The following is an 11,782-nucleotide window of genomic DNA, read 5'->3' as shown; positions in this document are numbered from 1 at the left end:
GGCTTCTTTTCATTGCTATTTTATTATATTTCGTGATTATTATATATCGTATACTGGAAGTTTTTTAATTGCTTTAATAAATTTGGATTTTTATTGCCAGTATTTTTGTATTAATGCTAGTATTATATTAATGTATAAATATTTCGCACTGCATGCACTTCATTGAGAAGAAATTAGGTGAATTAAATGAAACAATTCACTATTTTCCAGTATTCAAAAATTAGTTTTTCAATTGTCGTATTTTTTGATACCTTTTTATGTTGTTAAAGTGTAATTTCATACTTTAAAAATACTACTCTCTGTCCTTTGAACACAAGAGGGTTACTCATTCTCTGGGAGATAGGTTTAGAAGGTATAAACATTATCTTTGAAAAAAGATTATGTTTCAAAACATTGCGGATCGTTTTTTTTGTTGATTCGGGAATGTTGCTCTATTTATAGGGTAACATTATAAGGTAATTATTTTTATTGGTATATGTTTTTTTTGATTCAGCGCCTTGGGGGGGGTATTTTGAGGCTAACCTATTTTTAAACTAATTAATTAGAAGAATAGGATTTACACTTTATAGGATTTACACTTTTTTCCTTTACTTTTTCTTTTATTATGCCTGCCTCGACTAACCCTTGTTAAAATCTAATCCATTTAGAATGTAGCCTTGAGTTAGTATGATTTAAATGTAATGCTATATATATAATAGGGAGGGGTAGTGATGTTTGTCATTATCTTGTAAGAGTATTTAAGATTTATAATATAAAATTTATAATTATTACGTTATCTGTTCGAAGTTTTTCATGTTATCTGCTCTAAGCTTTTATAGTGACTTAGTAACTGGGTAACTGGAAAAGCTCTTTAAAGAAAATCAATCAATATTCTTAAAAATAGAAATAATTCTTAAAAATAGAAATAATTATTAGGGAAATATATCTATATAATTATAATTACTTCTGTATTTAGGTTATTAGTAATAATAACTTATTCTTTTTATTTAACTCTCTAATGTGAGAGGACATTATATGTGAAGATAGGACGCTATAAAAAAGAAGATAGGACGCTATAAAAAAGTAGGACTCTAGTATATAAACAAATATATGGAACAAAGAGCCCTCGTAAGAAAACGAGGAACAAGTAATTTAGATGAATAGAACGAGTATATTAGATGATGAATCTAAGTAATCCTGGAAAAACTGTTATAAGACCCTCCTTGAAAGAGGGAGAGGTACACGTCTGGAGAGTATTTTTAGATTGGCCTGATGAAGCAATTATAAAAGGGCTAGTTAGTTTATCTATGGAACAAAGAGCACGTGCACAACGTTTAGTGAATACTCAGCACCGACGTTATTATATAGCTTCACATACAGCATTACATGCTATTTTGAAACTATATTTGCCCATTTCAGGTAGATTACAATTTCGTTATGATAATTATGGAAAACCTTATCTATTAAATAATAATGCTTCTTTATATTTTAACCTTTCGGACTCTCATAAAGTAGCTCTTTATGCAATTACGAAGAATCGGGAAGTCGGTATTGATATTGAATCAATAAGAGGTAATCTTCGCACTAAAGATATCGCAAAACGTTTTTTTTCTCCCGATGAAATTACAGCTTTTAGAAGGCTTCCTCAGAATCAACATTTAAAAGGTTTTTTCCGAATTTGGACTCTGAAAGAAGCTTATATTAAGGTCATTCGCCAAGGCATGTCATTTGGTCTTAATCGGTTTACTACGAATGTTAATGTAGATGCTGTTAAAATGGATGGACTTTTAACTGTTGATGAGGATCCTAACTTAGCTAAGCAATGGACATTATGTTCGATACTTAGTGTACCACCAGGTTATATGGCTGCTTTAGCAACCGAAGGACCGATTAAAAAAATTCATTATTTTTCTTGGTCAATTAGCTCCTATAAGTAAATAATTATAAATAGTTTGGTAAGAGGTGTTTTGTTAGAGATAATTTTTTTTGATTAAGCTGGTTGACATCTTTTGTTTTGTTACGCACAATATTACGCTTGATTTTTAAGTAGTATGTAATTTTTAAAGTAAATATTCAAGTGGTGACAAAGTAAATATTCAAGTGGTGACTACAAATAATAGTTTTTAAAAATAATAGTTTTTAAAATAATTGAAAAAATTGAGATATAATTGAAACAATTGAGATAGTTTTTTAAAAAAATGAGCGAGCAAGTATGCTCAAGTGAACAAGGATGTTCAAATTAAGTAACAGAAAGTTTGGAGGGGTTCCCGAGCGGCTAAAGGGATCAGACTGTAAATCTGACGGCTATGCCTTCGTAGGTTCGAATCCTACCCCCTCCATTTCAGAAGACAGACAACAAAAAAATAAGAGAAAAATATAGAGACATAAGTAAGCTAGCATCTATTAGCTTCACAAAAATAAAAGCGAAGCCATCACTGATCTCTCCTTTATTTTTAATGTTCTGTTCTCTGTAAGTCTCTGTAAGCGGGTGTAGTTCAATGGTAGAACTTCAGCCTTCCAAGCTGATAGCGTGGGTTCGATTCCCATCACCCGCTTTGCCCACATAGCTCAGGTGGTAGAGCATTTCCTTGGTAAGGAAAAGGTGACCGGTTCAAATCCGGTTGTGGGCTTCAGATTAAATGTCTTAAATAATTTTAAGATATTAAAAATTTCAAGGTATTTTGGGAGTTATTTTATGTCTAAGGAAAAATTTATAAGAGAGAAGCCGCATTTAAATGTAGGGACGATAGGCCACGTGGACCATGGTAAGACGACGTTGACGGCGGCGTTGACGAAGGTCTTATCAGATAAGTTTGGAGGGGAAGCGCGCGCCTTTGATCAGATTGACAATGCACCGGAAGAGCGTGCACGAGGGATCACGATAGCGACCTCTCATGTGGAGTATCAAAGTGATAAGCGTCATTATGCTCACGTAGATTGCCCAGGGCATGCGGATTATGTAAAAAATATGATCACGGGAGCAGCGCAGATGGATGGAGCGATATTAGTAGTAAGTGCGGCGGATGGTCCGATGCCGCAGACGCGAGAACATATTCTACTAGCGAAACAGGTGGGGGTTCCGGCGATCGTAGTTTTTTTGAATAAAGCGGATATGGTAGATGACAAAGAGTTATTGGAATTAGTAGAGATGGAAGTAAGGGATTTATTGACGAGTTATGATTTTCCAGGCGATCAGACACCAATTGTAGTGGGTTCTGCGCTTAAAGCGTTGGAAGGAGATGCTGCAGAATTAGGGATTCCAATGATATTGAAGTTAGTAGAGACAATGGACGTATATTTTGAGGATCCGCAACGAGAGAAAGAGAAGCCCTTTCTGATGCCGATTGAAGACGTATTTTCAATATCGGGTCGTGGGACAGTGGTGACGGGACGAATTGAACGAGGGATTGTGAAGGTCGGAGATGAGATTGAGATTGTGGGGATCAATGCGACGATGAAGACGACGTGTACCGGTGTGGAGATGTTTCGTAAGTTATTGGATGAGGGACAAGCGGGAGATAATGTTGGTGTTTTATTGAGAGGGACGAAACGAGAAGAAGTCGAGCGAGGACAGATATTGGCGCAGCCTGGGACAATTACACCTCATACGAGGTTTGAGGCAGAGATTTATGTATTGTTGAAAGAAGAGGGAGGTCGTCATACACCCTTTTTGAAAGGGTATCGACCTCAATTTTATTTTCGCACGACGGACGTGACGGGCGAGGTATTGAATTTACCGGAAAACGTGGAGATGGTGATGCCGGGAGACAATGTAAAGTTGACAGTGAAATTAATCGCACCGGTGGCGATGAATGAAGGATTACGATTTGCGGTTCGGGAAGGTGGACGTACTGTTGGAGCTGGTGTTGTAACAAAAATTATTGAGTAATTTTTAAAATAAAGAAAGTTTAAGAATTATGTTTAAAAATTATTGAGATTGATTAATTGAGATTGATTATAGGAAAGAAAGGCCAGTAGCTTAATTGGCAGAGCAGCGGTCTCCAAAACCGCAGGTTGGGGGTTCAATTCCCTCCTGGCCTGCCAAAATAACCTAAAATACATCTTTTAAAAATAACAAGATAAAAATACTAAATAATGGTTCAACAAAATATGTTACAAAATACCAAGTCGCGCTTTGAGCTTTTAAAATGGCTGCTAATTATTTTTCTGCTTGTAGGAGGTATGGTAGCTAATTTTTATTATAGTCAGGTTATCGTGACGATTCGTGCCGCTGTTGGAATTGTTCTTGCTATTTTAGCACTGATAATTGCTGCCCAAACTCAAAAAGGTCGAAAAGCTTGGAGCTTTATAAAGAGCTCCCGTACAGAGCTGCGTAAAGTTATTTGGCCAACCCGTCAAGAAACTGTTCAGACCACTTTAGTAGTTGTGCTTATGGTGATAATGACAGCACTTATTCTATGGGGTCTTGATAGTTTTTTTATTTGGGCTGTCGCTTGGATGACTGGAAAAAGAGGATAATTGATGACTGAAGAAAAAAAACGTTGGTATATTCTTCATACTTATTCGGGTCATGAGAATTATGTTGTTAAGATGTTAAACGAATATATACGAAGAGAAGGTTTAGAAGATTATTTTAGTGATATTATTGTACCCACTGAAGAAGTAGTGGAAATGCGAGCGGGTCGTAAGCGTAAAAGCCAACGTAAGTTTTTTCCGGGTTATGTTTTAATACATATGGTGATGAATGATCAAACGTTACTTTTGGTTCGAAACGTTCCCAAGATATTGCGTTTTATTGGAACCGAACGGCCGGCGCCCATTAGCGACGAGGAAGCAGCAAAAATTTTACAACGTGTTGAAGAGGGCGAAAACAAGCCTAAACCAAAAGTCCTCTTTGAACCCGGTGAAGTAGTAAGAGTTATCGAAGGACCTTTTGCGGATTTTAATGGAGTAGTAGAGGATGTTAGTTACGAAAAAAGCCGTCTGCGAGTCTCAGTGAGTATTTTTGGACGTTCTACCCCAGTGGAATTAGAGTTTGGGCAAGTAGAGAAAAGTTAAAAGCATAGTGCAAAATAATATAATTTTATAATTAATGAACCGTTAATTAAAAAGTTAAAAAAGTGCTTGTAGTATCTGGGAGAAAATTATGGTGAAGAAGGTAAGTGGTTACATTCGTTTGCAAGTTAAAGCAGGCGAAGCAAATCCTAGTCCTCCGGTTGGACCTGCGTTAGGCCAACATGGCCTCAATATCATGGAGTTCTGTAAAGCATTTAATGTGGCAACACAAAATATCGAAAAGGGATTACCTGTTCCTGTGAACATTACAGTATATGCTGATCGCAGTTTTTCCTTCGTTACTAAAACACCGCCAGCTTCTGTCTTACTGAAAAAACTTGTGTTAAAAGGAAAAACCGGAAGTGCTCGTCCTAATATAGAAAAAGTTGGAAAAGTAACACGTGCGCAATTAGAAGAAATTGCTAAAATAAAGGCAGTGGATCTCACTGCAGCAGATCTTGAGGCTGCTGTCCGTAGCATTGCCGGAACTGCTCGTAGTATGGGTCTTGATGTAGAGGAAACAAAATAATGCCAAAGCGCACAAAAAGACAAAAATTACTGTCAGTTAAACTCCAATCTAAAAAGCTTTATTCTCTAACAGAAGCTTTAAAATTAGTTAAAGCTTGTGCAAGCGCCAAATTTAAAGAAAGTGTTGATGTCGCTATTAATCTCGGTGTTGATTCCCATAAATTGGATCAAGCAGTGCGGGGAGCTACTATACTACCTCATGGAAGTGGCCGAAATGTAAGAGTCGCTGTTTTTGCCCAAGGTGATCAGGCGGATACAGCTAAAAAAGCAGGTGCTGATATTGTGGGTATGGATGATTTAGCTGAACAAATTCAATCTGGAAATATTGATTTTGATATAGTAATTGCTATTCCAGAAACAATGCATGTAGTTGGAAAATTGGGTCAAGTTTTAGGTCCTCGTGGTTTAATGCCTAATCCTAAAGATGGGACTGTAACTACTGACGTGATTACAGCGGTTAAAAACGCCAAACGTGGACAAGTTCGTTATCGTACTGATAAAAATGCTATTATTCACTGTACGATCGGAAAGGTGGATTTTGCAGAAAAAGCGTTACAAGAAAATTTATTAGCCTTGTTAGCAGATGTTCAGAGAGTCAAACCCACCGCTGCTAAAGGAACCTATTTAAAGAAATTAACCCTATCAAGCACGATGGGGCCGGGTGTGGTTGTAGATCGAACCACAATAAAATAAATCCCCTGGTCTTTTTCGCTCTATCAGCGAAAAAAACGAAAGGAATTTTCTATGTTTCAGAGGAAATCTTAAATGGGGAAAATAACTGATTTTGTGGTAGTCCTTATGTTATTTGAAGGCCAACCCTTAAAAACCGTTGGTGTATATAAATGTTTTAAAATAAGTGTTTTTAAGTGACTTGGCCAGATGGTAGTTGCCTTAAAGGTTATCATTAAAAGAAAAAAAGCTATGGAAATAGGAAAAGCTCATAGAAATAGCACAAAGTTATTTCTTAAATTTAAAAAAACTGGAGAAAATAGTGGCTTTAAACCTCGAACAAAAAAAAGCAATTGTTGTAGAATTATCAAACATCGCCCAGAAAGCAATTTCAGCAGTAGCTGCAGATTATCGTGGACTAACCGTCTTGCAAATGTCACAGTTACGCAAAATAGCTCGTAATGCTGGGGTAATTATGCGAGTATACCGTAACACTCTTGCACGTCGTGCATTTAAAGAGACGCCATATGCTTGTCTTGATAAAGTGTTGACTGGACCTATTGTGTTGTTTTTTTCACAAGAGGAACCAGGCGCTGCTGCTCGTTTAATTGAAAAATTTGTTAAGGAAAACGAGCAACTAGAAGTAAAAGCCTTGGTATTGGAGAGAGAGTTACTACCGGCAGATAAATTACAAGCGGTTGCCCAACTCCCTTCACGCGAAGGGAGTTTCAGTCAGTTGGTGGTTGTTTTGTTAGCCCCAGTGACTAAATTTGTTAGTACGCTTAATGAGCCTATTGTCCAGCTCATTCGCGTAGTAGCTGCACTTCAAGATCAAAAGAAAGCGGCATAATTTTGAATTTATTTAATCTTATATTTATTTAATCTTTTGGAGTAAAAGACAATGGCTCAAATAACAAAAGAAGATATTTTAGAAGCAGTGTCCAAGATGAGTGTCATGGACGTAGTCGATTTAGTAAAAATGATGGAAGAAAAATTTGGTGTTTCAGCTGAAGCGACAGGAGCTTTTGCAGGGCCTATGCTAGCTGGAGGAGGTGAATTGGCGACTGCGGTACAAGAAAAAACTGAATTTAATGTAAAAATGATTAGCTTTGGTGATAACAAAATTAGTGTTATTAAAACGATCCGTAGTATCACCGGATTAGGTTTAAAAGAAGCTAAGGATCTTGTTGAATCTGTCCCAAGTGTTGTTAAGGAGGGTGTTAACAAGGAAGAAGCTGCAAAAATTAAGAAAGAACTTGAAGAGGCAGGTGCTAAAGTCGAACTTGAGTAATAGTCTAGTAGGCACTAATCTAAAGTATCCCGTTTATGCTATCTTTGCGAAAGCAATAATTCAGAGAATGGGAATGTTCTTTGTTTTAGAAAATTTGAGTCTCGTCGAGACGAGATTGACATATAGACTAGTAACAACATATTTTACTGATTTAAAATGAGGTGTGTTTCATGGCGCAAGCAAATGTTAGAAGCAGGAATTCAGCCAAGATTTCTTATGCTGAAAAAAAACGTGCACGCGTCAATCTAGGAAAGCGTGAAGTTGAGGTATTAAAAACCCCTTATTTATTAGAAACTCAAATAGAATCTTATCGTGCTTTCTTGCAAAAGGATCTAGCGCTCGAACACAGGCAAGATATAGGTTTACATGCTGCCTTTAAGTCAGTGTTCCCTATTTCTAGTTATTCTGGTCATGCGGAATTAGAATATGTGGGTTACAGTTTAGGTGAAGAACCCATCTTTGATGTAGAAGAATGTAAGTTACGAGGTTTAACTTATGCTACTCCTTTGAAAGTGAGTATGCGGTTAGTCATTTATGACAAGGATACACCTACAGGTAAAAAAGCTATTAAGGATATTAAAAAACAAGAAGTTTATATAGGTGAAATTCCATTAATGACAGAAACAGGGAGTTTTATAATTAACGGAACTGAACGAGTAGTTGTATCTCAATTACATCGATCTCCTGGAATTTTCTTTGAGCATGATAAAGGTAAGACGCATTCTTCTAGAAAATTATTATATTCAGCTCGTATTATTCCTTATCGCGGTTCGTGGTTAGATTTTGAGTTTGATCCCAAAGATTGTTTATTTGTGCGAATTGATCGACGACGTAAATTACCAGCAACAGTGGTTTTAAGAGCGTTGGGTTATGATACCGAACAAATCCTTAATATGTTTTATAAAACAAATATTTTTCGTCTTAATAAAGAAAATGTCACTTTAGAATTAATACCAGAGCGATTGCGTGGTGAATTAGCAGCAGTTACTATAGAAGATAAAAAGGGGAAAATAATTGTTGAAGCTAATCGTCGAATTTCCGCACGGCATATTCGATTGATTGAAAAAGCTGGAATCAGTGAACTTAAGCTTCCAGATGAATATTTATATGGCAAAGTCATTGGTAAAGCTGTTATTAATAAAGAAACAGGAGAAGTTATTGCTCAAGCTAACGAAGTTATTACGGCCGATTTATTAAAGAAATTTCAAACTCAAGATATTTTTTCGTTGCATACATTATATATCAATGAAATTGAATGTGGACCCTATATTTCTGATACTTTAAGATTAGATAATACTCATAACCAATTAGAAGCTTTAGTAGAAATTTATCGCATTATGCGCCCGGGTGAACCACCCACTAAAGAAGCTGCTGAAAACTTATTTGAGAATTTATTTTTCTCACCGGAGCGTTATGATTTATCCACTGTGGGGCGAATGAAGTTTAATCGTCGTGTTGGACGAAAAAATTTAACGGGATCAGGTATTTTATTTAAAGAAGATGTAGTAGATGCGTTACGTGTTCTTGTTGATATTCGAGATGGTAAAGGAGACGTGGATGATATTGACCATTTAGGAAATCGACGCATCCGAAGTGTAGGCGAAATGGCTGAAAACCAATTTCGTGTGGGATTAATTCGTGTTGAGCGAGCCGTAAAAGATAGATTGAGCTTAGCAGATATTGAGAATTTAATGCCCCAAGATTTGGTAAATGCAAAGCCTGTGTCAGCGGCAATAAAGGAATTTTTTAGTTCGAGCCAGTTATCGCAATTTATGGATCAAAATAATCCGTTATCTGAAATAACCCATAAACGTCGAGTATCTGCTTTAGGGGCTGGCGGATTAACACGGGAGCGAGCAGGTTTCGAAGTGCGAGATGTACACCCTACCCATTATGGGCGAGTCTGCCCTATTGAGACTCCTGAAGGACCTAACATTGGTTTAATTAATTCGTTGGCAGTATTTGCGCGTGCAAATAAGCATGGTTTTTTAGAAACGCCTTACCGAAGAGTGATTGACGGAGTGGTAACTGATGAAACGGAATATTTATCAGCTATTGAAGAAGGCGATTATTATATTGCACAAGCAAATACTAATGTTGATGGATATGGTCGTATGCTAGATGAATTAATTTCATGCCGTTATAAAGGGGAATTTACTTTTACAACACCGGATAAAGTGAACTATGTGGATGTTTCACCACAGCAAATTGTTTCTGTCGCAGCTGCCTTGATTCCTTTTCTAGAACATGACGATGCTAATCGGGCATTGATGGGTTCAAACATGCAACGTCAAGCGGTGCCTACAATTCGACCAGAAACCCCATTGATAGGAACTGGAATGGAACGTACTGTGGCCGTAGACTCTGGAGTTACGGTAGTTGCTAAACGCAGTGGTATTGTAGATTCCGTTGATGCTTCACGTATCGTGGTTCGGGTAGATTTAGAGGAAGCAGATGAAGATGATATTGGAGTTGATATTTATAATTTGACTAAATTTACTCGCTCCAATCAAAACACCTGTATTAATCAACACCCAATTGTGGAAGTTGGTGATTGTGTGCAAAAAGGAGATGTATTGGCTGACGGTCCTTCTACAGATATTGGTGAGTTGGCATTGGGGCAAAATTTATTAGTCGCTTTCATGCCTTGGAACGGTTATAACTTTGAAGATTCGATTCTGATTTCCGAACGATTAGTAGAAGAAGATAGATTTACAACGATTCATATTCAAGAGTTTACCTGCATTGCTCGTGATACAAAATTAGGCCCAGAAGAAATTACGTCGGATATTCCCAATATCGGAGAGAGTGCGTTAACAAAATTGGATGAATCTGGAATTGTGTATATGGGAGCTGAAGTGGGGCCAGGAGATATCCTAGTCGGGAAGGTAACTCCTAAAGGTGAAACCCAGCTTACGCCGGAAGAAAAATTACTGCGAGCTATTTTTGGTGAAAAAGCATCAGACGTAAAAGATACTTCTTTACGAGTCACTCCTGGAATTACGGGTACTGTTATTGACGTTCGTATTTTTACTCGTGAGGGGGTGAAGAAAGACGAACGTGCTTTAAATATTGAAAAAGCTGAGCTTACAAAAGTGGAAAAAGATTTAAATGATCAATTTCGAGTACGTGAAGATGCTTTGTTTGAAAACTTAGAAAAGCTGCTTATCAATCAAATAGCTGATAATGGTAGTCCACTGAAATTGGGGAAAGGCATAAAAATTAGTAAATCTTATTTGGCTGAATTGTCTCGGCAAAAGTGGTTTGAAATTCAATTACATGATGAGAATGCAATGAAACGTCTTGAAGCTACTCATAAACATTATGAGGAACTTCATAAAGCACGTGAAGAAAAACTCAAAGACTTCCGTCAGAAATTAACTCAAGGTGGCGATTTAGCACCTGGTATCATTAAGATAGTGAAAGTTTACTTAGCAGTTAAACGTCGTATTCAACCTGGCGATAAAATGGCAGGACGTCATGGAAATAAAGGGGTTATCTCTACTATTGTGCCAGTCGAAGATATGCCTTATTTAGAAGATGGTACGCCTGCAGATATCGTACTGAATCCCTTAGGGGTTCCTTCCCGGATGAATATTGTCCAAGTACTTGAAACTCATTTGGGATGGGCGGCAAAAGGCTTAGGGATTAAAATTGGTGAATTAATTGATCAAGGGGTTGATGCAAAACAATTACGTAAAACTCTCAAGCCGATTTATGACTTAAGCAAGACCCAGAAATTTAATTTAGAGGTTTTAAATGATGAAGAAATTATGATTTTAGCTAAGAATCTACGTAAGGGTGTCCCCATATCGTCACCAGTATTTGATGGTGCTACGGAAGAAGAAATAAAGCATTTATTAAAAATAGCGGGTCTTCCTACCTCAGGCCAAACTTATTTGTATGATGGGCGAACCGGGAGAAGATTCGATCGGGCAGTTACTGTAGGATACATGTACATGTTGAAGCTTAATCATCTAGTAGATGACAAGATGCATGCTCGTTCTACGGGTTCTTATAGCCTGGTAACTCAGCAACCCTTGGGTGGTAAAGCTCAATTTGGGGGACAAAGATTTGGAGAAATGGAAGTTTGGGCATTGGAAGCTTATGGAGCTGCTTATACCTTACAGGAAATGTTAACTGTAAAGTCCGATGATGTTACTGGTCGCACGCATATGTATAAAAATATTGTTGATGGTGATCACCGGATGGATGCTGGAATGCCAGAATCTTTTAATGTTCTAATAAAAGAAATTCGTTCGTTAGCTATCGATATTAATTTAGAAAATGATTAACGTT

9 protein-coding genes and 4 tRNA genes are annotated in these 11,782 nt (G+C 37.1%); all 13 read left to right on the top strand.

All coding sequences use genetic code 11. From position 1 onward, the window contains the following. Positions 1-1,157: 1,157 nt before the first annotated feature. The 13 genes from CLERM_RS01240 (at position 1,158) to rpoB (ending at position 11,778) form a co-directional block, all read left to right on the top strand. Positions 1,158-1,916, top strand: coding sequence for a 4'-phosphopantetheinyl transferase family protein (locus tag CLERM_RS01240; RefSeq protein ID WP_241538078.1), 759 nt, complete (start codon positions 1,158-1,160; stop codon positions 1,914-1,916). Between the two features lie 320 nt (positions 1,917-2,236). Beyond that, positions 2,237-2,318, top strand: a tRNA-Tyr gene (locus CLERM_RS01235). Positions 2,319-2,463: 145 nt separating this feature from the next. After that, positions 2,464-2,534 (top strand) — tRNA-Gly (locus CLERM_RS01230). A gap of 2 nt (positions 2,535-2,536) precedes the next feature. Continuing rightward, positions 2,537-2,609, top strand: a tRNA-Thr gene (locus tag CLERM_RS01225). 65 nt (positions 2,610-2,674) lie between these two features. Continuing rightward, positions 2,675-3,868 (top strand): elongation factor Tu, encoded by a 1,194-nt coding sequence (tuf, locus tag CLERM_RS01220; protein WP_102156790.1) that lies wholly within the window; start codon positions 2,675-2,677, stop codon positions 3,866-3,868. Positions 3,869-3,947: 79 nt separating this feature from the next. Then, positions 3,948-4,023, top strand: a tRNA-Trp gene (locus CLERM_RS01215). A 51-nt stretch (positions 4,024-4,074) separates the two neighbouring features. Then, positions 4,075-4,458: a preprotein translocase subunit SecE gene (gene secE, locus CLERM_RS01210; RefSeq protein WP_102156789.1), complete on the top strand. Its 384-nt coding sequence runs from the start codon at positions 4,075-4,077 to the stop codon at positions 4,456-4,458. A 3-nt stretch (positions 4,459-4,461) separates the two neighbouring features. Next, positions 4,462-4,998, top strand: coding sequence for a transcription termination/antitermination protein NusG (gene nusG, locus CLERM_RS01205; RefSeq protein WP_102156788.1), 537 nt, complete (start codon positions 4,462-4,464; stop codon positions 4,996-4,998). Between the two features lie 88 nt (positions 4,999-5,086). Further along, a complete protein-coding gene (gene rplK / locus CLERM_RS01200; protein ID WP_102156787.1) occupies positions 5,087-5,524 on the top strand; it encodes a 50S ribosomal protein L11 in 438 nt (145 codons plus the stop codon). Beyond that, positions 5,521-6,216: a 50S ribosomal protein L1 gene (gene rplA / locus CLERM_RS01195; protein ID WP_475682138.1), complete on the top strand. Its 696-nt coding sequence runs from the start codon at positions 5,521-5,523 to the stop codon at positions 6,214-6,216. The genes rplK and rplA overlap by 4 nt, the downstream gene beginning before the upstream one ends. Positions 6,217-6,514: 298 nt before the next feature. Next, the gene (gene rplJ, locus CLERM_RS01190) at positions 6,515-7,042 is read left to right on the top strand and encodes a 50S ribosomal protein L10 (RefSeq protein WP_102156785.1); all 528 of its coding nucleotides are present in this window, start codon (positions 6,515-6,517) and stop codon (positions 7,040-7,042) included. Positions 7,043-7,093: 51 nt separating this feature from the next. Further along, positions 7,094-7,483 carry a 50S ribosomal protein L7/L12 gene (gene rplL / locus CLERM_RS01185; RefSeq protein WP_102156784.1) on the top strand — a complete coding sequence of 130 codons (390 nt, stop codon included), beginning with the start codon at positions 7,094-7,096 and terminating at the stop codon, positions 7,481-7,483. A gap of 170 nt (positions 7,484-7,653) precedes the next feature. Next, positions 7,654-11,778, top strand: coding sequence for a DNA-directed RNA polymerase subunit beta (gene rpoB / locus CLERM_RS01180; protein ID WP_102156783.1), 4,125 nt, complete (start codon positions 7,654-7,656; stop codon positions 11,776-11,778). Positions 11,779-11,782: the final 4 nt, after the last annotated feature.

The organism is Coxiella-like endosymbiont (genome assembly GCF_002871095.1).
Classification (GTDB): Bacteria; Pseudomonadota; Gammaproteobacteria; order Coxiellales; family Coxiellaceae; genus Coxiella.
The sequence above is the reverse complement of the archived record's forward strand: the minus strand, read 5'-3'. Positions and strand labels throughout refer to the sequence as shown.

What these genes read in the sequence shown, in the direction of transcription:
- CLERM_RS01240 (WP_241538078.1), top strand. Translation starts at nt 1,158, where the DNA reads ATGATGAATCTAAGTAATCCTGGAAAAACTGTTATAAGACCCTCCTTG.
- tuf (WP_102156790.1), top strand. Translation starts at nt 2,675, where the DNA reads ATGTCTAAGGAAAAATTTATAAGAGAGAAGCCGCATTTAAATGTAGGG.
- secE (WP_102156789.1), top strand. Translation starts at nt 4,075, where the DNA reads ATGGTTCAACAAAATATGTTACAAAATACCAAGTCGCGCTTTGAGCTT.
- nusG (WP_102156788.1), top strand. Translation starts at nt 4,462, where the DNA reads ATGACTGAAGAAAAAAAACGTTGGTATATTCTTCATACTTATTCGGGT.
- rplK (WP_102156787.1), top strand. Translation starts at nt 5,087, where the DNA reads ATGGTGAAGAAGGTAAGTGGTTACATTCGTTTGCAAGTTAAAGCAGGC.
- rplL (WP_102156784.1), top strand. Translation starts at nt 7,094, where the DNA reads ATGGCTCAAATAACAAAAGAAGATATTTTAGAAGCAGTGTCCAAGATG.
- rpoB (WP_102156783.1), top strand. Translation starts at nt 7,654, where the DNA reads ATGGCGCAAGCAAATGTTAGAAGCAGGAATTCAGCCAAGATTTCTTAT.